Source organism: Kluyvera intermedia, from assembly GCF_021440345.1.
GTDB classification, from domain to species: domain Bacteria; phylum Pseudomonadota; class Gammaproteobacteria; order Enterobacterales; family Enterobacteriaceae; genus Kluyvera; species Kluyvera intermedia_A.
In genome coordinates this window covers 13,202-35,840 of sequence record NZ_JAKCNS010000042.1, presented here as the reverse complement: position 1 = coordinate 35,840, position 22,639 = coordinate 13,202, and the positions used below count along the sequence as shown (strand labels likewise).

21 protein-coding genes are annotated in these 22,639 nt (G+C 55.5%); 9 read left to right on the top strand and 12 right to left on the bottom strand.

Going from position 1 to position 22,639, the window contains the following annotated elements; translation table 11 throughout:
* Positions 1–40: 40 nt before the first annotated feature.
* Both ubiT and LZ634_RS12940 read left to right on the top strand, forming a co-directional pair.
* A complete protein-coding gene (ubiT, locus tag LZ634_RS12945; RefSeq protein ID WP_061281695.1) occupies positions 41–565 on the top strand; it encodes a ubiquinone anaerobic biosynthesis accessory factor UbiT in 525 nt (174 codons plus the stop codon).
* A complete protein-coding gene (locus LZ634_RS12940; protein ID WP_052283663.1) occupies positions 559–1,062 on the top strand; it encodes a GNAT family N-acetyltransferase in 504 nt (167 codons plus the stop codon). Before ubiT ends, LZ634_RS12940 begins: the two co-directional genes overlap by 7 nt.
* On the opposite strand, the gene LZ634_RS12935 is transcribed toward LZ634_RS12940, so the two are convergent.
* Entirely contained in the window at positions 1,049–1,333 is a 285-nt protein-coding gene (locus LZ634_RS12935; protein ID WP_234505690.1) for a GIY-YIG nuclease family protein, read from the bottom strand. The genes LZ634_RS12940 and LZ634_RS12935 overlap by 14 nt on opposite strands.
* Positions 1,334–1,387: 54 nt before the next feature.
* On the opposite strand from LZ634_RS12935, the gene LZ634_RS12930 reads away from it, so the two are divergent.
* The gene (locus LZ634_RS12930; RefSeq protein WP_234505686.1) at positions 1,388–1,813 is read left to right on the top strand and encodes a YhbP family protein; all 426 of its coding nucleotides are present in this window, start codon (positions 1,388–1,390) and stop codon (positions 1,811–1,813) included.
* Here the strand turns inward: LZ634_RS12930 and LZ634_RS12925 are convergent.
* The 3 genes from LZ634_RS12925 to LZ634_RS12915 form a co-directional block, all read right to left on the bottom strand.
* Positions 1,810–3,255, bottom strand: a complete 1,446-nt coding sequence (locus LZ634_RS12925) for a Cu(+)/Ag(+) sensor histidine kinase (RefSeq protein ID WP_234505684.1) — start codon at positions 3,253–3,255, stop codon at positions 1,810–1,812. The two genes, LZ634_RS12930 and LZ634_RS12925, sit on opposite strands and share 4 nt — an antisense overlap.
* A complete protein-coding gene (locus LZ634_RS12920; protein ID WP_234505680.1) occupies positions 3,245–3,928 on the bottom strand; it encodes a copper/silver response regulator transcription factor in 684 nt (227 codons plus the stop codon). Before LZ634_RS12920 ends, LZ634_RS12925 begins: the two co-directional genes overlap by 11 nt.
* A 103-nt stretch (positions 3,929–4,031) precedes the next feature.
* Positions 4,032–5,318 carry an ABC transporter substrate-binding protein gene (locus LZ634_RS12915; RefSeq protein ID WP_234505677.1) on the bottom strand — a complete coding sequence of 429 codons (1,287 nt, stop codon included), beginning with the start codon at positions 5,316–5,318 and terminating at the stop codon, positions 4,032–4,034.
* Between the two features lie 514 nt (positions 5,319–5,832).
* On the opposite strand from LZ634_RS12915, the gene LZ634_RS12910 reads away from it, so the two are divergent.
* From LZ634_RS12910 to LZ634_RS12890, 5 genes are all read left to right on the top strand, one after another.
* Positions 5,833–7,218 carry a Cu(I)/Ag(I) efflux RND transporter outer membrane protein gene (locus LZ634_RS12910; RefSeq protein ID WP_234505673.1) on the top strand — a complete coding sequence of 462 codons (1,386 nt, stop codon included), beginning with the start codon at positions 5,833–5,835 and terminating at the stop codon, positions 7,216–7,218.
* Between the two features lie 24 nt (positions 7,219–7,242).
* Entirely contained in the window at positions 7,243–7,587 is a 345-nt protein-coding gene (locus tag LZ634_RS12905) for a copper-binding protein (protein ID WP_320673458.1), read from the top strand.
* A gap of 5 nt (positions 7,588–7,592) precedes the next feature.
* A complete protein-coding gene (locus tag LZ634_RS12900) occupies positions 7,593–8,834 on the top strand; it encodes an efflux RND transporter periplasmic adaptor subunit (RefSeq protein ID WP_234505670.1) in 1,242 nt (413 codons plus the stop codon).
* A 10-nt stretch (positions 8,835–8,844) separates the two neighbouring features.
* Positions 8,845–11,988 carry a CusA/CzcA family heavy metal efflux RND transporter gene (locus tag LZ634_RS12895; RefSeq protein ID WP_234505667.1) on the top strand — a complete coding sequence of 1,048 codons (3,144 nt, stop codon included), beginning with the start codon at positions 8,845–8,847 and terminating at the stop codon, positions 11,986–11,988.
* 172 nt (positions 11,989–12,160) lie between these two features.
* Entirely contained in the window at positions 12,161–12,799 is a 639-nt protein-coding gene (locus LZ634_RS12890; protein WP_234505664.1) for an NAD-dependent epimerase/dehydratase family protein, read from the top strand.
* 18 nt (positions 12,800–12,817) lie between these two features.
* On the opposite strand, the gene dolP is transcribed toward LZ634_RS12890, so the two are convergent.
* The 4 genes from dolP to LZ634_RS12870 are packed head-to-tail and all read right to left on the bottom strand — an operon-like array spanning position 12,818 to position 16,444.
* Entirely contained in the window at positions 12,818–13,393 is a 576-nt protein-coding gene (dolP, locus tag LZ634_RS12885; RefSeq protein ID WP_234505661.1) for a division/outer membrane stress-associated lipid-binding lipoprotein, read from the bottom strand.
* Between the two features lie 9 nt (positions 13,394–13,402).
* A complete protein-coding gene (gene diaA / locus LZ634_RS12880) occupies positions 13,403–13,993 on the bottom strand; it encodes a DnaA initiator-associating protein DiaA (protein ID WP_234505658.1) in 591 nt (196 codons plus the stop codon).
* 19 nt (positions 13,994–14,012) lie between these two features.
* Positions 14,013–14,399, bottom strand: coding sequence for a YraN family protein (locus LZ634_RS12875; protein ID WP_234505655.1), 387 nt, complete (start codon positions 14,397–14,399; stop codon positions 14,013–14,015).
* Positions 14,357–16,444, bottom strand: coding sequence for a penicillin-binding protein activator (locus tag LZ634_RS12870; protein WP_234505654.1), 2,088 nt, complete (start codon positions 16,442–16,444; stop codon positions 14,357–14,359). The genes LZ634_RS12875 and LZ634_RS12870 overlap by 43 nt, the downstream gene beginning before the upstream one ends.
* Positions 16,445–16,506: 62 nt before the next feature.
* On the opposite strand from LZ634_RS12870, the gene rsmI reads away from it, so the two are divergent.
* Positions 16,507–17,370 (top strand): 16S rRNA (cytidine(1402)-2'-O)-methyltransferase, encoded by an 864-nt coding sequence (gene rsmI, locus LZ634_RS12865; protein WP_234505650.1) that lies wholly within the window; start codon positions 16,507–16,509, stop codon positions 17,368–17,370.
* A gap of 103 nt (positions 17,371–17,473) precedes the next feature.
* On the opposite strand, the gene LZ634_RS12860 is transcribed toward rsmI, so the two are convergent.
* The 4 genes from LZ634_RS12860 to LZ634_RS12845 form a co-directional block, all read right to left on the bottom strand.
* A complete protein-coding gene (locus tag LZ634_RS12860; RefSeq protein WP_234505647.1) occupies positions 17,474–18,646 on the bottom strand; it encodes a MalY/PatB family protein in 1,173 nt (390 codons plus the stop codon).
* A gap of 13 nt (positions 18,647–18,659) precedes the next feature.
* Positions 18,660–20,231 carry a maltose/glucose-specific PTS transporter subunit IIBC gene (gene malX / locus LZ634_RS12855; protein ID WP_234505644.1) on the bottom strand — a complete coding sequence of 524 codons (1,572 nt, stop codon included), beginning with the start codon at positions 20,229–20,231 and terminating at the stop codon, positions 18,660–18,662.
* 123 nt (positions 20,232–20,354) lie between these two features.
* The gene (kbaY, locus tag LZ634_RS12850) at positions 20,355–21,227 is read right to left on the bottom strand and encodes a tagatose-bisphosphate aldolase subunit KbaY (protein ID WP_234505641.1); all 873 of its coding nucleotides are present in this window, start codon (positions 21,225–21,227) and stop codon (positions 20,355–20,357) included.
* A 12-nt stretch (positions 21,228–21,239) separates the two neighbouring features.
* Complete coding sequence (locus LZ634_RS12845) at positions 21,240–22,394, bottom strand: AgaS family sugar isomerase (protein ID WP_234505638.1); 1,155 nt, start codon at positions 22,392–22,394, stop codon at positions 21,240–21,242.
* Positions 22,395–22,639: the final 245 nt, after the last annotated feature.

Sequence of the window (22,639 nt, the reverse complement as noted above, 5' to 3'; positions counted from 1 at the left end):
GGCAAAATAACGGAACTATTGCATTCAGGGAGTAAAGCTTGTGTTGGATAAACTGCGTTCACGTCTGGTCCATGTAGCGCCAACTTTGATGAGCGTCCCGGTGAAATTTACGCCGTTCGCCCTTAAACGCCAGGTTCTGCAGCAGGTGTTAAGCTGGCAGTTCCGCCAGGCGCTCAATGACGGTGAACTGGATTTTCTCGACGGCCGCTGGCTGAGCATTGAGGTGCGCGATATTGGCCTCAAATGGTTCACCTCGGTACAGAACGAGCGCTTAATTGTGAGCGACAACGCCCAGGCGGATGTCAGCTTCAGCGCGGATGCCAGCGACTTACTGATGATCGCTGCGCGTAAACAGGACCCGGATACGCTTTTCTTCCAGCGTCGGCTGGTTATCGAAGGCGATACGGAGCTGGGTCTCTATGTCAAAAACCTGATGGATGCCATTGAGCTTGAGCAGATGCCAAAAGCGCTGCGCGTGATGCTGATGCAGCTGGCTGATTTTGTCGAAGCTGGCCTAAAATCACCATCAGAAACTAAACATACATCGGTAGGTGAGCCATGCTGATTCGAGTAGAAATTGGAATTGATGCCCCGGGAATCGACGCGCTGCTGCGTCGCGCATTCAACGGTGATGGCGAAGCCAGTCTGGTACGCGATCTGCGTGAAGACGGCCTGATTACGCTGGGGCTGGTGGCCACGGATGATGAAGGTCATGTCGTCGGCTACGTCGCTTTTAGCCCGGTTAGCGTTGAAGGTGAAGAGCTGCAGTGGGTTGGTCTTGCTCCGGTCGCGGTGGATGAAGAGTACCGTGGTCAGGGGCTGGCACGCCAGATGATCTACGAAGGGCTGGATTCGCTGAACGAGTTTGGCTATGCGGCGGTCGTTACTCTGGGCGATCCGGCGCTGTACGGCCGTTTCGGCTTTGAACGCGCCGCGCAGTATGATTTACGCTGCCGCTGGCCGGGCACTGAAGAGGCGTTTATGGTCCACCCGCTGGCAGATGACGCGCTGAAAGGCGTACACGGTCTGGTGGAGTATTCGGACCACTTCAACCGATTCTAAGGCTGTCCAGTAACGTTTCAAATGAACCGTCACCTGCGACGAAGCGCTCTTTTTGGCGCTTCGTCAGGTGCTTGATGCGGTACTCGAGGCGCAGCGCCAGCGAGTGCTCGCCCACTTCACCGAAAAATGCCAGCTTCAGCTCGCCTTTGCCGCGCAGCGCCTTCGCCCCTTTACCGCTTTGATGCTGGTGGAATCGCCGTTCAACATCGGTGGTGATACCGGTGTACAATTTATTGTCCTCGGTCCGGACGAGATAAAGAAACCAACGCACGTGTGCCAACCTGTCTGTAAGGATGGACGCACCATAGCATATCGGAGAGAACAGATGGAAACGCTCGCTGCCATTAGCCGCTGGCTAGCAAAACAACACGTGGTTAGCTGGTGTGTGGCCAGGGAGGGTGAGCTGTGGTGCGCTAACGCGTTCTACGTCTACGACCCGCAGCGCGTTGCTTTCTATTTGCTCAGTGAAGAGACCACGCGCCATGGGCAAATGACCGGCAAACAGGCGCCAGTTGCCGGTACCGTTAATGGTCAACCCAAAACGGTGGCGCTCATTCGCGGCGTACAGTTCAAAGGCGAAATTCGCCTGCTGGAAGGGGATGAGGCCGCGGAGAAACGGGCGCTGTACGTGCGCCGTTTTCAGGTTGCTCGCGTCCTGTCGGCCCCGGTCTGGGAGCTGCGTCTGGATGAGCTGAAGTTCACCGACAACACCTTAGGCTTTGGCAAAAAGCTCCACTGGCTGCGCGACTAATTGCCCATCTTCGGCAGTGTAATCGTAAAGCATGTGGCGACGGTGTCTGACGTCACGCCGATCTTCCCGCCGTGTGCCCGCACGATCGATTTGACGATCGCCAGCCCGATACCGCTGTTTTCCCCTTTGCGCTGCCGAGAGGGATCGACCCGGTAGAAACGATCGAACAGCCGCGGTAAATGCTCGGCAGGGATTGGTGTTCCTGGATTCTCCACGCGATAGATAATGCTGTCATCTTGGGCACTAACCTGCACGGTCACCGACATGCCGCGCGGGGTATAGCGGATCGCATTCGACAGCAGGTTGTTGATGACACGACGGATCATCAGCGGATCGCCTTCAATCAGCGACGGCTGCCCGACAAAGCGCAGCTTAACCTCGCGCTCCTCGGCCCAGGCCTCAAAGAATTCAAAGACCTTGATCGTTTCGCTCTGCAGATCTAACGGTATGCGTTCCGGGATCAGCAGATTTTCATCAGCCTGCGCCAGAAACAGCATATCGCTCACCATCTTCGCCATCCGGTTGTACTCTTCGAGGCTCGAATAGAGCACGTCTTCCAGCTCTTTAACCGTGCGCGGCTGGCTTAAGGCGATTTCGGTTTGCGTCACCAGATTGGTGATCGGCGTGCGGATCTCGTGGGCAATATCGGCAGAGAAATTGGCCTGCCGACGGAAGACATCTTCGATCCGGCCGATCATCTGGTTGAACGATATCACCAGCTGTTCCAGTTCAATCGGCACGCGCTCGGGTTCCAGCCGCACATCGAGATTATCCGAGGTGATATTTTTGATCTTCATGCTCACGTTGCGCAGCGGCTGGTGGCCTTTACGCACGGCGATCAACACGATCCCGATAATCAGCAGGCTAATGACGGCGGCGATCATCATCAAGTTGCGTTTGAGTTCATCGAGATAGTGCAGATGAAAGTCTATCGACAGCGCAATCAGCAGCGTGTAGGTGCGCTCGTTGTCATGGAACGTTGAGGCGATGACCCGGTAAGTGGTCGTTGGCCTGGCGCTGGCTTCATGCCCCGGCATAGGCGGCATGCTGCTGCCTCCCCAGCGGAACATACGCTGGGTTTTTAACTCCTGAGCAAACTGGGGAGAGGCAAAGATTGGCGATAAATCAGGCCCATTGGGGGAACGATATAGCTGTGGGTTGTCAGGCGTGCGCAGCAGCACGGCAATATTGCGATAGCTGGCCAGCGCGCTGCTGATGTTGCTGATTTTCTCGGCTTCAGAAGTATCCGGCGCGGTCAGCAATGAACTGAGCGTGGCGTTTACCTGCTTAAGATCGTTGACGTCCTGTTCGGCAAAGTGTTTTTCGACCGAATGCAGCATCATGCCGGTAAAGGCGGCAAAAGCGATGATGGTGGCGAGGCTAATAAAAAAGGTCAGGCGGGTCGCCAGCGAAAATGGACGACGGCGCAAATTACCCTTCATCGCGGACCTCGAGCACATAGCCAACGCCGCGCACGGTCTGAATCAGCTTGGGTGAAAAATCGTTATCAATTTTGCCGCGCAGGCGCTTAATGGCAACGTCGATGGCGTTGGTATCGCTATCGAAATTCATATCCCACACCTGGGAGGCGATGAGCGATCGCGGCAGCACTTCGCCCTGATGGCGCAGGAAAAACTCCAGCAGCGTAAATTCTTTACTGGTCAAGGTGATGCGGGTATCGCCGCGGGTGACTTTGCGGGAAACCAGATCGAGGGTGAGATCGGCGACCTGAAACTGGCTTTCGACAATCACGGCAGCGCCACGGCGGAGCAGCGTTCTGACGCGGGCCAGCAGTTCGGCAAAGGCGAACGGCTTCACTAGATAGTCATCGGCGCCGAGTTCCAGCCCTTTTACCCGGTGCTCAATGGTGCCCAACGCGGTCAGCAGCAGGATCGGCATACCCTTATTGGCGGCGCGCAGCATGCGGACGATATCCCAACCGTTCACGTCCGGCAGCATAATATCCAGCACGATAAGATCGTAATCTGCGGTCATCGCCAGGTGATAGCCGTTGAGGCCGTTGTCGGTGTGATCCACCACGAAGCCCGCTTCCGTTAGCCCCTTACTCAGGTATTCACCCGTTTTGATCTCATCTTCGACAACCAGTATTTTCACGCGCCCTCCATCGCCGCTGTGTGATGGGGCCATTCTAATGGAGCGTGGGGCGATAGCAAGACAGGGGAAGAGCCTGCGGCTGGCGCAGGCTCATGCTTGACCCTTACTCCGCCCAGGCGTTCTGCCGCTTCAGCTCCTCGTTAACCTTGTCATTTATCTCTTTGAGCACTGCCGGAATATCCCCGTCGCAGCTGGCGTAAATTTTGTTAAAGCCGTCGGCGGTAATCTGGCGTACCGGGATCCAGTTTGGGATCTGCGGCATATAACGTCCTTCTTTAGCATAGGTTTCGGCAAACACTGCCCAGCGCGGATCGTCGTGGTAATCCTTGATATTCAGCGTTTTGTTCACCGGCAGACGGACGATCGGCATCGAGGTGCTATCCACCGCCATACCGATCTTCTGTCCTTCAGGTGAGATCAGAAACTCGAGGAATTTCTTCGCTGCCGCTTTGCGCGGGCTGGTTTTCATGAGAAACGCGGTGGTGCCTTCCGCCATGGAGACTGCGCCGCCGGGGCCTGCCGGTGGTGGCACAACGGTGTAGGTTTGCTTGCCAGGATCTTTATCGAATAGCGCGATATGGTACGGGCCGGATGAGTACATGCCGGTCTGGCCGGAGCGGAACGAGGTGTTGGCGTCGGCGGTGGTGTGGTTAATGGCGCCCGGCTGCGCCAGCCCTTCGCACACCATCCCGCGCATAAAGGCCATCGCGCTGGCGATCTCTTTACTGTCCAACGCCGCCTTGAATTTCCCCGGTTGGGTCGCGACTAAATAGTTGCCGCCCGCCTGCCAAAGATAAGACGAGGAGAATGAACTGGCGTAGCCACGGGTGGTGGCCAGCGGCATGGTAAAACCGTAGGTGTCTTTTTTACCGTTACCGTCAGGATCATCGTGGGTGAATGCCTGAGCGACTTTTTTCAGTTCATCCCAGTTGGTTGGCGCTTTCAGGTTCAGCTTATTGAGCCAGTCCTGACGGATAAACAGCGCGTAGGTGTGAGCCGAGGTGGGCACGCCGTAGTATTTGCCATCCGGCTGCTGAGTCGATTTCCACGCCGCCTCATACACATCGCTGCCGCCTTTCAACTCGCCCGGCTTAATCTCATCGACGATACCCAGCTGGACCATTTGGCCGACGATAATCGCGTCGTTAAACACCACGTCGGGCAACGCGCCGCCGGTGGCCGCGCGCGCTAGGCGCTGGTCAAAGTCAGTGACCGCATTAAAGTACTTTATCGATATCCCGGTTTCCTTCTCGAACTGGTCGGCGAGCTTTTGATAGATAACTTTTGAATCATTGCTGGCGCGGATCCAGACGTCGAGTTGTTCACTGAAGGCATGGGGTGAAAGGGTGAATAACAGGGCCAGACCTAGCGCTTTAGTTTTAAATTTCATTTTTGACTCCGGTTGACGGGCGAGACTATCTATCCCTGAACAGAGGTAAGGATGGGTGAAAAGGTGAAGCAAAATGATGATAGAAGGGGGCTTAGGGTGAAACAATGTTTTAATATTGGCACGGCGTCGATATTGTGCCGTTGTGTGGCGAGTTTCACAGTAAAAATAGGCTGTAATTAACGGGTTATTTTTATCTGTATGAAATTATTGGTTTTTGTATTTTTGGTTTTATTCTTTTATCGACCCGAATGGTCGTGAAAGTGTGAGCTGATTATTATTTTCATCATAGAGTGTGATGGCGTCGAATATTTGGAATTAAATAATTGTCTTTTTACCGATGAAATAAAGCCGGGTCTTTCATTAGCGCTATTTTTCGCCAACGCGATCACAGCCGAATTTCCCTCTGCGCCTTAAATGACAACTTTGTCATTATCCTGTCACCGAGCAAACAGAGTCACTCCCGTAAGGTATGCACATTACCAGCCCCTGCTGATTTGGCTGAACAGGACGTGACATGCTTACTCTAAAACCGCTGACGCTGATGATGGCGTTTATTCTGGCCGGCTGCACTTCGCTGGCGCCGGACTATCGGCCGCCCGAAAAGGTCGTTCCGGAACAGTTTTCGCTCTCCCGGGGGGCGCTGGTGCCGACCGGCAGCCAATGGCAAGAGACCGGCTGGCAAACCTTTTTCGCTGACCCGCAGGCCAGGCGCTTGATTGACGTCGCGCTGCGTAACAACCGTGACCTGCGTATGGCGGTGCTGAATGTGGAAGCCGCGCGCGCGCAGTATAACGTGACCGACGCCGGGCGCTATCCGCAGCTCAATGGCACTTCTGGTGCAAGCTATGAGGGCGATCTCCAGGGGCAGAACGCCACCACCAAAAATTACAATGTGGGGCTGAATCTCAGCTACGAGCTCGACTTTTTCGGCAAGCTGAAAAACATGAGTGAGGCCGACAGGCAGAACTTCTCCGCCAGCCAGGCGGCGCAGCGCGCGGCGCAAATCGTGGTGGTGACCAACGTCTCCCAGGCCTATTTCAACCAGCGCCGTCTGAGCGCCCAGGTGGTGATTGCCAAAGAGACGCTGAAAAACTACCAGCAGTCTTACGCTTTTGTGGAACAGCAGCTGGTGACCGGCAGCACCAACGTGCTGGCGCTGGAACAGGCGCGCGGGGTGATTGAAAGCACCCGCGCCGATATCGCTCAGCGCGAAGGCGAACTGGCGCAGGCCAACCATACGCTTCAACAGCTACTGGGCGTCTATAGCACAACGATTGCCGACTCCACGCAGTCGGCCGCAGCGGTCAACCCGCTGCCGCTGCCAGCGAATCTGCCTTCCACCATTCTGCTTCAGCGTCCGGACATTATGGAAGCAGAGCATCAGCTCCGCGCGGCGGATGCCAATATCGGCGTGGCGCGAGCGGCATTTTTCCCATCGATTACCCTGACCAGCGGCGTCTCGAGCAGCAGCTCAACGCTCTCCAGCCTGTTTAACGCCGCCAGCGGCATGTGGAACTTCGTGCCGAAGATTGACCTGCCCATTTTTAACGCCGGGCGTAACGAAGCCAACCTCGCGCTGGCGAACGTGAAGCAGCGCCAGGCGGTGGTGAACTACGAGCAAAAAATTCAGGCGGCGTTTAAAGCGGTGGCCGACACGCTCTCGCTGCGCGACAGCATTCAGGCGCAACTGGTGGCCCAGCAGCGCTATTTAGCCTCGCTGCAAATTACTCTGCAACGCGCCCGCGCGCTCTATGCCAGCGGGGCGGTGAGCTATATCGAAGTACTGGACGCCGAGCGTTCACTGTTTGCTACCCGGCAAGCGATCCTCGATCTGATTTATTCCCAGCAGGTTAACGAAATCAATCTGTTCAGCGCCCTTGGCGGCGGCTGGAAAGCCTAACTTTTTATTCAGGAGTCTTAAGCGATGCGTAAATTAACTACTCTGGTTGGCGGCGTTTTTATGATGCTGGCGCTGAACGTACAGGCCGCAGAAATGCAGCATGACGGCCATATGCAGATGATGGACATGAGCGCGAAAGCGCAGGTGATTGAGGGCACTGGCATCGTCAAACTCATTGATATGGATGCGAAGAAGATAACCATCGATCATCAGGCGATCCCCGCGATTGGCTGGCCCGCGATGACGATGCGCTTCACCTTTAGTGAGCCGACCGAGGCGATTAAACAGCTCAAAGAAGGTGAGCAGGTTAACTTCAGCTTCGTTCAGCAGGGCAATCTTTCCCTCCTCCAGGACATCAAGGCGCTGTAATCACCATGACGACAGCCAAATTAAAATATACGGCGGCGATCGTCGGTAGCCTGATCATTGGCGGGCTGTCGATGGCCGCCATTAGCCACTTTATTGCGCCCTCAGCTAAGGCTGAGTCCGCACCGGCTGAACGCAAGGTGCTGTACTGGTACGATCCGATGAAGCCGGATGTGCGCTTTGAAAAGCCCGGCAAATCGCCGTTTATGGACATGGACCTGGTGGCGAAATACGCCGATGAAGGCGGCGATACGCAGTCGAGCGGCGTGCGTATTGACCCGACGCAGGTGCACAATCTGGGGCTGCGTACCGCCACGGTGAGCAAGGGGCGGCTCGACTATGCCCAAACCCTTCCAGCGAACGTCAGCTATAACGAATATCAGTTCGTGATTGTGCAGGCGCGCGCCGAAGGGTTTATCGATAAGGTTTACCCGCTGACGGTGGGCGATAAGGTGCGTAAGGGGACGCCGCTGGTGACGGTGACCATTCCTTCATGGGTTGAAGCGCAGAGCGAATATCTGCTGCTGGCTAACTCCGGCGGTACGGCAATTCAGCTGGAAGGCGTGCTTGAACGCCTGCGGCTGGCGGGGATGCCGGAAGCGGATATCCAGCGGATGCGCACTACGCGCCGCGTGCAGACACAGTTTACCCTCACCGCGCCGATTGACGGCGTACTCACCGCGTTCAGCCTGAAAAGTGGAATGAATATCGCCAAAGATAACGTGGTGGCGCAAATTCAGGGCATGGATCCGGTGTGGATCAGCGCGGCGGTGCCGGAGTCGATTGCCTGGCTGCTCAAGGATTCCTCTCAGTTTACGGTCTCTATTCCGGCTTATCCGGGCAAATCTTTCCCGATCCAGAAAACGTCTATTCTGCCGAGCGTCGATCCGGCCACCCGCACATTACAGGTTCGCCTACAGGTCAATAACCCCGACGAGTTGCTAAAACCCGGGATGAACGCCTACCTGAAGCTCAACGCGCAGAGCGACGAAATGCTGCTGATCCCGTCACAGGCGGTGATTGACACCGGCGATGAACAGCGGGTGATCGCGGTGGACAGCAACGGCGAATTTGTGCCGAAGAAAATACAGGTGCTGCACGAGTCCGGCGATAAGACGGGCATTGCTGCCGGTCTTTCGGTGGGAGAGTCCATCGTGGTTAACGGCCTGTTCCTGATTGATTCTGAAGCCAATATTAGCGGCGCGTTGGACCGGATGCGGCATACCGCCGACGCCCATGCCGGGCATTAAGGAGACGGCGATGATTGAATGGATTATTCGGCGCTCGGTCGCTAACCGCTTCCTGGTGATGATGGGCGTGCTGTTTCTAAGCCTGTGGGGCGGCTGGACGATTGTGAATACGCCGGTCGATGCACTACCGGATCTCTCCGATGTGCAGGTGATCGTCAAAACCAGCTACCCAGGACAGGCGCCGCAGATTGTGGAAAACCAGGTCACCTATCCGCTGACCACCACCATGCTCTCGGTGCCGGGCGCCAAAACGGTACGCGGCTTCTCGCAGTTTGGTGACTCCTATGTCTACGTCATTTTTGAAGACGGTACCGATCTGTACTGGGCGCGTTCGCGCGTGCTGGAGTACTTAAACCAGGTGCAGGGCAAACTTCCGCAGGGCGTCAGTTCGGAAATTGGCCCGGACGCCACCGGCGTGGGCTGGATTTTTGAATATGCGCTGGTGGACAAAAGCGGCAAACACGACCTGGCAGAACTGCGTTCATTGCAGGATTGGTTCCTGAAGTACGAGCTTAAAACGATCCCTAATGTGGCAGAAGTGGCCTCGGTGGGCGGGGTAGTGAAGCAGTATCAGGTGCAGGTTGATCCGCTGAAGCTCGCCCAGTATGGCATCAGCTTAAGCGAGGTTAAACAGGCGCTCACCTCTTCGAACCAGGAGGCGGGCGGCTCCTCCGTGGAGATGGCGGAGGCGGAATACATGGTCCGCGCCACCGGCTATCTCAAAAGTCTCGAAGATTTTAACCATATCGTCCTGAAGGCCGGAGAAAACGGCGTACCGGTCTACCTGAAGGACGTGGCTCGGGTGCAGATTGGCCCGGAAATGCGCCGTGGGATTGCCGAGTTTAACGGTGAGGGCGAAGTGGCCGGCGGCGTGGTCTTGCTGCGTTCCGGTAAAAATGCCCGTGAAGTGATTACGGCGGTCAAAGAGAAGCTGGCATCGCTGCAAAAAAGCCTGCCAGCGGGCGTGGAGGTGGTGACCACCTACGACCGAAGCCAGCTTATCGACCGGGCTATCGACAATCTACGCTCGAAGCTGATTGAAGAATTCATCGTGGTAGCGGTGGTCTGCGCGCTGTTTCTCTGGCACCTGCGTTCAGCGCTGGTGGCGATTGTCTCGCTGCCGCTGGGGCTGTGCATTGCCTTTATCGTCATGCACTTCCAGGGATTGAACGCCAATATTATGTCGCTGGGTGGGATCGCCATCGCCGTAGGGGCGATGGTAGATGCGGCGATCGTCATGATCGAGAACGCCCACAAACGGCTGGAACACTGGCAGGAGGCGCATCCCGGACAGCCGATGGACAACGGCACCCGCTGGCGGGAGATAACCGACGCCGCGGTGGAAGTGGGGCCGGCGCTGTTTATCAGCCTGCTGATTATCACCCTGTCGTTTATCCCGATCTTCACCCTTGAAGGGCAGGAAGGGCGGCTGTTTGGCCCGCTGGCCTTTACCAAAACCTACGCCATGGCTGGGGCGGCGGCGCTGGCGATTGTGGTGATCCCAATTCTGATGGGCTTTTGGATTAAAGGGAAAATCCCGGCGGAGGCGAGTAATCCGCTGAACCGTTTTCTGATTGCGATTTACCACCCGTTACTGCTGAAAGTGCTGCGCTGGCCGAAGCTGACGCTGCTGGTGGCGCTGCTATCGATGTTTACCGTGCTGTGGCCGCTTAGCAAGGTTGGCGGTGAATTTTTGCCGAAAATCAACGAAGGTGATTTGCTGTACATGCCCTCTACTCTGCCGGGGATCTCGCCGGGGCAGGCGGCGGTACTGCTGCAACAAACCGATAAGCTGATTAAAACGGTGCCGGAAGTGGCCTCGGTATTCGGTAAATCCGGCAAGGCGGAGACGGCAACCGACTCCGCGCCGTTGGAGATGATTGAAACCACGATCCAGCTTAAGCCGCAGGATCAGTGGCGGCCGGGAATGACCCTCGACAAAATTATCGACGAGCTTGACGCCACCGTGCGTTTGCCGGGGCTGGCGAACCTGTGGGTGCCGCCAATCCGTAACCGTATCGATATGCTCTCCACCGGCATTAAGAGCCCCATCGGCATCAAGGTATCGGGCACTTCACTTGCCGATATTGATGACACCGCGCAGCACATTGAAACGGTGGCAAAAACGGTGCCCGGCGTCGTCTCTGCGCTGGCAGAGCGGCTGGAAGGTGGGCGCTATATCGATGTGGATATCGACCGACAAAAAGCCGCCCGCTACGGGATGACCGTGGGTGATGTGCAGCTGTTTGTCTCGTCAGCCATTGGTGGCGCAACGATCGGGGAAACCGTGGAGGGCGTGGCGCGATACCCGATTAATATCCGCTATCCGCAGGGGTTCCGCGACGGCCCAACGGCGCTGCGCCAGCTGCCAATTCTCACCCCCGGCAAACAGCAAATTACGTTGGGTGATGTAGCGCAGGTGAAAGTGGTCTCTGGCCCGACGATGCTGAAAACCGAAAATGCCCGCCCGGCGAGTTGGATTTATATCGATGCGCGCGACCGCGATATGGTCTCGGTGGTGCATGACCTGCAGGCGGCAATCAGCCGTAGCGTCACCCTAAAACCTGGTACCAGCGTGGCGTTCTCCGGTCAGTTTGAGCTACTGGAACACGCGAACAAAAAGCTTAAGCTGATGGTACCGATGACGGTGATGATTATCTTCGTCCTGCTGTATCTGGCGTTCCGCCGGGTAGAAGAGGCGCTGCTGATTCTGATGAGCCTGCCGTTTGCGCTGGTCGGGGGAATCTGGTTCCTCTACTGGCAAGGGTTCCATATGTCGGTAGCAACCGGTACTGGGTTTATTGCGCTAGCCGGGGTCGCGGCCGAGTTTGGGGTGGTGATGCTGATGTATTTACGCCACGCTATCGAGGCCGATCCAGCGCTGCAAAACCCGCAAACCTTTAGTGAGGAACGCCTGGATGATGCGCTGTATCACGGTGCGGTGCTGCGCGTACGTCCCAAGGCGATGACCGTCGCCGTGATTATTGCCGGTCTGTTGCCTATTCTATGGGGAACCGGAGCGGGTTCTGAGGTGATGAGCCGGATTGCCGCGCCAATGATTGGCGGCATGATCACCGCGCCGCTGCTATCGTTGTTTATTATTCCTGCCGCTTATAAGTTGATTGGGTTATATCGGCACAGACGTAATGGATAAATCCAGCAGACTCCTGACCGAGTCAACGCTGTAGGCCTGGTAAGCGTCGAGCCGTCAGGTATGATGCGGCATCTTGTCGGATGGTCGCGTAGATGCGTTATCCGGCCTACACGCTGAAGCCGCCCGGTGATTCCATCGGGCGTAGCAACGTCGGGGAATTACGGAGACCCTTATGCACCATGTACTGATTACCGGCGCCACCGGTCTGGTTGGTGGGCACTTACTCAACATGCTGCGCCGCGAGTCGCAGGTCGAATCAATCATCGCCCCCACACGCCGTCCGCTGGAGCACGCCTTCGGTATTGGCAATCCACATGACACCGACCTGCGCCAGGCGCTGGCGGAAGTGAATACCCCTGTTGATACCGTTTTTTGCTGTTTGGGCACCACGCAGAGCGAGGCGGGCTCGAAGTCAGCGTTCACTCACGTCGACTACGATCTGGTGGTGGAAACCGGATTAACCGGTTTACGTCTCGGCGCGCAGCAGATGCTGGTGGTCAGCGCGATGGGCGCCAACACCCAATCGCCATTCTTTTACAATCGCGTCAAAGGGCAAGCGGAGGCGGCGCTGATCGCGCAAGGCTGGACGAAGTTGACGCTGGCGCGACCTTCCATGCTGCTGGGCGATCGCCGTTTGCCACGACTCAATGAACAGCTGCTGGCTCCGCTGTTTAGCCTGTTGCCGGGGAACTGGAAGTCGATTCAAGCGGAAGATGTGGCGAAAGCGATGCTGAGAATGGCAAAGCATCCGGCAAGCGCACCGGTGACGATACTGTCGTCGAGCCAGCTTAGAGAAATGGCCCGGCAGTGAATCTGCCGGGCAGCATGATTACTGAATGTAGGTAAACGCGGTGGTGACGCGCTTCACGCCGCTCACGCGGCTGGCGATGTCGGCTGCGGCTTTACCTTCACGGTCGGTGACCAGACCCATCAGGAAGACTTCGCCGTTCTCCGTCGTGACCTTCACGTTTGAGGATTTCACCTGGTCGGTCGTCAGCAACTGAGAGCGAACTTTGGTGGTAATCCACGTATCGGAGGACGATGTGCCGAGGCTAATTGGCTGGCCTTGACGAACTTCATTGAAGACTTCAGTCGTGCCATCAACGCCGACGGCTATCTGCTTCGCACGAGCGGCGAGGCTAAGATCCGGCGCCTGACCGGTCAGCAGGACTTTGCCCTGATACGCGGTCACGTTGATGCGAGCTTCTTTCTTAATCTGTGCATCTTTCGACAGGGCGCTGTTTACGCGAACTTCCAGCGTGCTGTCATCTACCTGAGTTCCCACGGTACGCGGGTCAGTGGCGGCTTTGGTGCCGACTGCGGCCGTGCCAACAACGGCGGCTGCAATACATCCTTGAAGCAGCAATGCGGAAATAAGGACTGCGAGGGTCGAAATTGCCTTCATTTATTCTCCTTAGTCGTCCTGGTGTGGGAAAAGAGTGTTATCAATCAGATCGCATAGGCAGTTAACCGTGAGCATGTGCATCTCCTGGATACGCGCGCTGCGGTGCGAAGGAATACGAATCTCGACATCCTGTTGCCCGAGCAGGCCCGCCAGTTCACCACCGTCATAGCCGGTGAGGGCGACGATGGTCATATCACGGGTCACGGCGGCTTCGACCGCTTTGACGATATCGCGACTGTTGCCCCGCGTTGAGATAGCCAGCAGCACATCACCGGCGTGACCCAGCGCGCGCACCTGCTTGGCGTAAATCTCATCGTGTAAGCGATCGTTCGCTATCGCGGTTAAGACCACATTATCACTATTAAGTGCAATCGCCGGTAAACCAGGACGCTCGGTTTCGAAGCGGTTAATCATGCAGGCAGCAAAATGCTGTGCGTTGGCCGCGGACGAACCGTTACCACAACAGAGAATTTTGTTGCCGTTAAGCAGTGACTGTACCAGGGTCATCGCTGCTCGGGAGATAGCGTCCGGGAGCGCTTCCGCCGCGGCGATTTGGGTTTGAATGCTTTCGGTGAAGCACACTTTGATTCTTTCGAGCACGATATCCCTTTACATTCTGTTAGCTAAAAGCGTTCTGGAGCCATTCGATCTCATTGCCCGTGAAGGCTAACACATCGAAACGGCAATCCACAGTATCAAAACTCCCATTGTGCCGGGCAAGCCACAAGCGGGCAGTCTGTAATAATTTATGTTGTTTGCTGCGGGTCACACTGGCGGCTGCGCCGCCGTATGCCGCAGACGAACGGTAACGGACTTCGACAAACACCGTTACCGTAGCGTCATGCATAATCAGGTCAATCTCGCCGCTACGTTCATGCACGTTGGCGGCGATAAACTTCAGCCCCTGTTTTTCCAGCCAGCGACGCGCGCGGAGTTCCACCGCGTCGCCGACCTGTTTAGTGGTTAACTGGCGGGGACCACCTGTCCGTGTTGGTATTTGAGCCATGATAACTTCCTGTTAATCACGCAGTCTGGGTTGGCGCTGAGATCGCCGGTGTTGCCATTGAGCTCGAAGCCCGGCATGCCGCGCATCTGGGCAAAATGGTTGGCCAGCGCCCAGGCATCAACGCCCATCGCATACAGACGCGCCAACGAGTAGTCATTGTTGACCGCACGCAGCGCCTGCTGCATCAGCGCAGGATTACTGCCCGCCAGCATTGGAATTTCACTGTATTGTAGACCTTCCATCTCCAGACGGAAGTCTGGGCCAGAGGTACCCTGGGCACTGCGTGAGCTTGCATATAGCAGGGAGCCGCTCTGGCTGCCGTTACGCATCGCAATCATCGGTTTGATAAACGCAATTTCTTCCGGCGTTGCCAGAATATAAGCGGCGTCAACTTTACCGCTGCCGCTAATCTGCGCATCGGTTGGTGCTGGTGGGATGGTCAGGCCGCCAATGGTCACGCCCTGTGGCTGCGACTGGCTGGAGATAACCGGTGTGCCCGACAGCGCAATGCCGGAGCCGCCGTTCACGCCACCGCGCAGTTCAGACAGCGAACCGAATTTCTGCTGCAGCACCGTGCCGCCGCCCAGCTTCTGCCACTCATCGGCAAAGGCCTGAGTGACGCGATCGCCGAGGGTATTACGCGGCACCAGCAGCAGCGGAGATTGTTTGCCCTGTTCGTGGATATGGCGTGCAGCATCGCGGGCTTCATCTTCTGGCGAGAGCGCGAAGTAGCAGATGTTGGCGTGATTGCTCACGTTTTCCGGCTGATTAAGCGCCAGTACGTTCAGCGAGGTGTTGCTTTTCAGCAGCTCATCGACGTTATTTTTCAGCAGCGGGCCGACCACCAGGCTGACGCCATCCTGCTGCGCCTGCGCCAGAATCTGGTTCAGCGGCTGGGTGGAGGTGTCATAAATTTTCAGCTCAGCCGATGGATTCGCTGCGACGCTGGCAACTGCCTGCGGCTGTGCGGCTGGCGCTGGAGCGGATGTGGCTGGCGCCGGTGCGGTTTCTGGCAGTGCAGAGGTTGCGGCCTGAACCGGCGCTGCGGATGCTGGAGTTTGAACCGGGGCCTGGGTCTGCGGGCTGGTCAAATCGGTAACTTCAGCCTGCGAAGGGCTGACGACATCCGTGGAGGCTGCCTGCGCAACCTGTTCCGGCACCGCGCTGCCGCTGACCGACGTGATACCGTTCTTCGCGGCTTCAAAGCCTTTTTGAATGGTACGGCCAAAGACCGACGCCTGGCCGCTTAATGGCAGCAGCAGGGCGATTTTATTGACCGAAGCCGGTTTAAAGCTCTGCACGTTGGCCAGCTGTGATGGCAATACTTTCGCCCCCGGGTTTTGCGGGTAGCGGGTCTGCCAATCTTTGATCCCTGCCTTCATCATGTCAGGATCGTTGCGGTTATCGAACCACACGCGCTGCAGATCCAGCCAGCCTTGTAGCTCATTCTCATCGGCATTGATCACCAGCGCGTTCGCCTGCGCCTGAGTCATGGAGGAGAGCACCTGCCAGGTGGCATCGCTGTTTTGCTGTTTTGCTGGCTGGGTAGTCAGCAGCGGAGCCTGAGCGATTAGCGCTCGCAGCAACGTCAGCGACGGTTTGCCCTGTTCGGCGGAGATGGTGTCTTGCCAGAAACGTGCTTGCAGAGCGCTGTCGAAATCATCGGCCTTGAGCTTTTGCAGTAGCGCCTGCGCACCGGCAAAATCTTTCTGCGCCAGCTTCACCTCAACGGCCAGCAGCGACTGCTCCTGACGTTGGGCAGCGTTAAGCTCCTGCGGCAGCTGGTTGTACAATTCCAGCGCCTGCTGGCTCTTTCCTTCTTTCAGCAGTGCACGAATGGCGAGTAATTGCCAGTTGGTCTTGCTATCATTCGAGCTTTGCTGCATCTGTTGCAGATAAAAGCCGGAGTCAGCCTGCGTCGCGCCCTGAAGTTGGGCGGCACTCTGATCGGGAGCCTGGGTTCCGCAGCCTGCGAAAATCAGCGCAGCCAGGATAACAGGCAGACAGCGCGCGGCTTTCATACGAGAAAATGTTGAGGGTACCATACTGTATCCAGTGATATTTTTTACGCAATGCTCAATATTAAATCGGCAATACGGACTAAACAATGAAACAACACGAATCGGCGGATAATTCTCAAGGCCAACTCTTTATTGTACCTACTCCTATCGGAAATTTGGCTGATATTACCCAACGAGCGCTCGAAGTATTGCAAGCTGTTGATTTAATTGCGGCTGAAGACACGCGTCATACCGGTTTATTGCTGCAACACTTCGCGATTAACGCCCGGATGTTTGCGCTGCACGATCACAATGAGCAACAAAAAGCGCAAATGCTGGTGGATAAGCTCAAAGCGGGGGTCAACATCGCGCTGGTTTCCGATGCCGGAACGCCGCTGATTAACGATCCGGGCTATCATCTGGTGCGCACCTGCCGTGAAGCGGGTATTCGCGTGGTACCGCTGCCGGGGCCTTGTGCAGCGATTGCCGCGCTGAGCGCCGCAGGGCTGCCGTCCGACCGTTTCTGCTACGAAGGCTTTTTACCGGCCAAATCAAAAGGCCGTCGTGATGCGATGAAGGCAATCGAAACGGAACCGCGCACCCTGATCTTCTACGAATCCACCCACCGTCTTCTCGATAGCCTTGAGGATATGGTCGCGGTGTGGGGCGAGGCGCGTTATGTGGTGCTGGCCCGCGAGCTGACCAAAACCTGGGAAACCATCCATGGCGCACCGGTAGGTGAACTGCTGGCATGGGTGAAAGAGGATGAAAACCGTCGCAAAGGCGAAATGGTGCTGATCGTTGAGGGCCATAAAGCTCAGGACGATGAGCTGCCGGCCGACGCGCTGCGCACCCTGGCGCTGCTGCAAAGCGAGCTGCCGCTGAAGAAAGCGGCGGCGCTGGCGGCGGAAATTCACGGCGTGAAGAAAAACGCGCTGTATAAATACGCGCTGGAGCAGCAGGGCGAGTAAGCCATAGGCCAATCTTGCGCGTTTCGGTTGCTCGACAACGCGGTTTGAATCGCAAAGAAAAAGGCAGATAACGAAAGTTATCTGCCTTTGTTTTCTCTGGGCATCAGGAATGCTTTCGCATCCTCTCTATCGCCTGTTCCAGCCAGTAGCGCTGTGTGCCAAAGTTAATGCGGATGAAGCGTTCGCCATCCTGAACATAATGACTGCCATCCTCAATAATCACCCCCGCATGGCGGGCAAAATGGTTTACCACGTCCGTTGCCGTGCGCCCGCTGCCGCTGACATCGACCCACGCCAGATATGACGACTCTGGCGTCATCATTTTCCACTCCGGGAAATGTGTTTGGATGGCGTCGGCAAGGTAGTTGGCGTTACTGCGTAAGTATCCGTTGAGCGCATCCAGCCACGGCAGGCCATGCTGATAGGCCAGCGTTATCCCCCACACGCCAAAGATATTGGGGGAGGTAATGGAGTTTTTTTCCAGCTGCTGGCGAAAGCGCTGCCGTAGCTGCGCATCCGGGATAATGGCGTACGACGTTTTGAGTCCGCCGAGGTTAAAGGCCTTATTGGGTGAGGTCAGCAGAATCAGATTGTCCTGCGCCGCACCACCGGCAGCCAGACAGCTGGTGAATTCACCTGCCAGAATATGCTCGGCATGAACTTCATCGACCACCAGAACAACGCCATAGCGCTGGCAAAGATCGGAAGCCTGGCGAATTTCGCTCAGCGTCCAGATGCGCCCGGATGGATTATGCGGAGAGCATAAAAGCCAAAGCTTTGGTGTGTGGCGCTTGAGCTGCTCTTCGATAAGCGCAAAGTCGAGATGATAACGGTTGTCTTCAATTTTAAGCGGATTCGCCAGTACCTGTACGCCCTGGCGCTGTGTCGCCATGGCAAAGGGGTCGTAAACCGGCGTATTCATCATCACGCTATCGCCCGGCTGACAAAATGCTTGTACCAGGTAGTGCAGCGTCGAAACGGTGCCGTAGGTGAGCGTTATCCAATCGCGCTCGACGTTGACATGGTGGCGGTCGCGCTGGAAGCCGATAACGGCATCATAAAATTCATCAAAGCTGTAGGTGTAGCCAAAGGTTCCGTGTTCCACAATACGCTGAAAGCCTTCAATGACGGCAGGTGGAGATGTGAAATCCATGTCGGCAATCCACAGCGGAATGAAATCCTGCGGCACCTCGCCGAAGCGAGAGCAGACAAATGAGTGATCCCATTTACGACACTTATCGCTTTTACGCTCGATGATTTTATCGAAATCGAACATGTCCAACTCCTGGTTAAATTAAGGCTTCAATGCCGGTTTTTACGCCCTGAACCTGTGGGCCAATAATCACCTGGACGCTGTGCGCGTCAAGGACGACAACGGAGAGTGCACCGGCCTGTTTCAGCGTTGGCTGGTCAACCTTCGTCATATCCTTAACCACCAGACGTAGTCGGGTGATGCAGTTATCCAGAGACGTAATATTTTCCTTGCCGCCGAGGGCGTTCAAAATAAGCCCGTGGTCGTATTTTGACTTGCCGCGCGCTTTGGTATTTGCCGCGACAGCCTGTGATGCGCCATCAGAAGAATCTTCACGACCTGGTGTTTTAATATCGTGTTTTAATATATACCAGCGGAATACCAGGAAGTAGACCGCAAACCACACTACGCCGACCGGGAATAACAAATACCATTTCGTCGAGGTTCCTTGCATTACCCCGAAAATTAATAGGTCGAGAATCCCACCGTCGGTATTACCAATGGTCACTCCCAGTAGCGCCATCACCATTAATGCTAAACCCGACATAATAATATGGAATACATACAGCGCAGGGGCGATGAAAAGGAATAAGAATTCAATAGGTTCGGAAATCCCGGTAATAACGGAAACTAATACTCCAGAAAGTAATAACCCTTTAATAATAGGTCTATTCTCGGGTTTCGCCGTCCGATAAATAGCAAACGCCACCGCCGGCAAACCAAAAATGAAGGTTGGCATAAACCCTTGTGACAAGAAGGCAGTCACGTGTGGGCTGAAAGGCAGACCCGCTTTCAGTTCGGCATAGAAAATATTCAGAGCACCGGCAATTTCATGCCCGTTAACGATTTCAGTGCCGCTTGCCGGAGTGAAACGCACCATGGCGAGCAGAATATGGTGGAGACCGAAAGGCTTGAGCAGCAGTACGCCAACGCCGTAAAGGAAGGGGCCAAAGACGCTGGTGCTCTGGATGATATGGCCAATACCGGCGATGCCCATGGCGACGTAGGTCCACAGAAGCGGGATAGCCAGGCCGACGATCGACAGCGTCAGAGAGGTGATAATAGGAACAAAGCGGATGCCGCTAAAGAAGGCAAAGGCATCATGCAGCACGGTGTCCTGAAAGCGTTCGTGCAGGAAATAGGTGATAACACCGGCAATGATGCCGCCTAACACCCCCATCTCCAGGGTCTGGATACCGAGTACGACCGATTGGCCGACCTGCTTCATGGTGGCGGCGTCAGCGAGCTGGTGGGTGACCGTCAGATAATAATTGATGCTCATGTTCATCAGCATATAGCCGACAAACCCTGAGTAAGCCCCAACCGCTTTGTTTCTTTTCGCCATCCCAAAGGGAATGGCAATTGCAAACATGACCGGTAAATAGGTAAATGCAAAACCACCAACGGTAGCAATAAAGCCAAAAGTCAATTGTGTTAATTCGCCACCTAAAAATGGAAAGCTTTTAATTGTTGATGGACTAGTAATTGAACTACCAATACCTAATAGTAAACCCATGAACGCTAATAGCGATACGGGAAACATAAATGTTTTTCCCAGGCTTTGAAAAAATTCCCATACCCGGGACTTTATAGAATGTTCCTGTGTCATGTAGAATACTCCATTATTTCTATCAGTATAATATGAAGGTCATGAGAAACTGCTCATGACCTTTAAAAAATGAGAGGTAAGTTGTTATTAATATTTTTTTATTATCTAATTCAACACTGCATATTAAGCATGCGGTGTTGGGAGCAGCCTATTGGCTGAGCCGCATACATTAATCTTACTGCGTACCACCTCTTTCATCGCATTCATCCCGACGCGCATGTAATAGCGCGGGTCATTCCCTTCTGGGTTCTCCGCAAACCACTCTTTCACCGCGGCGGCAAAGGCGATTTTCAGCTCCGTCGCGACGTTGACCTTGCAGACGCCGAGTTCGATGGTGCGACGAACGTATTCATCGGGAACATCGCTTGCGCCGTGCAGCACCAGCGGGATGTCCACCACTTCACGAATCTCAGCCAGACGCTGGAAATCGATTTTAGGTTTTTTGGTATACAGGCCGTGTGCGGTGCCGATAGCGACCGCAAGGCTGTCTACGCCGGTGCGTTCCACAAAACGTTTGGCTTCCATCGGGTCGGTCAGGAATGCGCTTTCGGCATCGACGCTCATGTCGTCTTCAACGCCGCCTAAGCGCCCCAGTTCTGCTTCAACGCTGCAATCGTGGGCGTGGCAAAAATCGACGACCGATTTCACCAGCTTCACGTTTTCTTCAAACGGCGAGTGGCTACCATCAATCATGGCGCTGCGTACGCCGGCATTTACTTTGTGGCGGATGTCATCCAGCGATTCATGGTGATCGAGGTGCAGCGCCAGCGGCATGTCGTAGCTGGTGGAGTAAGCGCGGCACAGCGCGTAGATCTCTTCCAGCGCGATATGCTTAAACGTTCCCGGCGTCCCGGCGAGGATCACCGGAGACTGCATTTCGCTACACACTTCGAGGATCGCCTGGATCGTTTCGGCGTTGTGGATGTTAAAAGCCGGCACCGCGTAGCCTTTTGCCTGAGCGTCCTGCAGAAGATATTTGGTGGAAATAATGCTCATGGTTGATTCCTCTTATGCCTGCCACGGGTGAATAACGACGCCTTGTACCACACGGTTGACCGTGCCGTTGGCGGATGGCGTATCGGGGGTATTCCCGACGTTGATTGACTGCGTCAGCGCAAAGACCTGGGCGTAGGCCAGGAAACAGAACGCCAGCTCCATATCGTTAAAATGACGGGCTGGCGGCAGCAGGATATGCGGGCCTGATTCGATGATGGCATCGGTGTCTGCCGCAATGGCGACGACACGTTTTGCCTGCTGGTCACGGCGCAGTTCAGCCAGCAGGTCGAGATCGTACTGACGGGTGTAAGGGTGGCTGGAGATAAACACCACGATCAGCGTTTCGCTATCGACCAGCGATTTAGGGCCATGGCGAAAACCGGTCGGTGAGTCGTAAAACGCGGCGAGTTTGCCGGCGGTCAGCTCCAGTACCTTCAGGGCTGATTCACGCGCAACGCCCTGTAAGCCGCCGCTGCCGAGATAAACGATTCTTTTCCAGCTTCCCTGACCGAATACGCCGTGGCTGAAGTCGCCCAGCGAACTCAAAATGGCCTGGCAGCGGTCTGCGACGTCGCGGAAGGTAAGGCTGTTGATGGTGGTTGGTGCGAATACCGCCAGACAGCTCGCCATCATGGTGGTGATACTGCTGGTCATTGCGAAGCCGCGATCGTGCGTTTCCGCTGGCATCAGCAGCGCAAAGGCGTTGTCGCAGTTGACGGCATTTTTATACAGGCTGCCTGCTTCATTGCAGGTGATCGACAGGTGGTAGCACTCGGGAACAAACTGATTCGCTAGCTCAACGGCGGCGACGCTCTCCGGGCTGTTGCCAGAACGGGCAAAAGAGATCAGCAGCAGCGGATGGGCGGGATTCAGGTAGTCCATCGGGTTGGTCACAAGATCGGTCGTCGGCACCGCGCTGATGTTTTTCCCGGTATGGCTGGCAAGCCAGGGGGCGATAATATCGCCGATAAAGGCCGAAGTACCGGCGCCGGTTAGCACGATTCGCAGATCTTCTTTCGCCAGCAGTGGTGCAAGAAAACCATCAATGTCAGCGCGAATCTTTTCAATGTTGGAGAGTGAACGGATCCAGCAGTTCGGCTGCTGGCGGATCTCTTCTTCTGTCCATGTACCGGTTGCAGAGAGAGCTGGGGTATAGGTTTCTGGCATAACTCAGTCCTTAGTCTTGTGAATTCCACATCAGACGCAGGCAAATTGTCGTTGTCTTTCGTTTCGTTTCACTTTTTCGTATATCAGTTAATTAAAATCTATAGAAAAGAAAACGAAAGTTCAATGACGAAAAATGAAATAAAACGAAATCTGTGATCGGTGAACCGTAGGGTGTGGCTATCTAATTGATTTTTAATGAGTAGTTAAAATAAGAAAATATTAAGTTCTTTTGTGAAAAGAAAGGA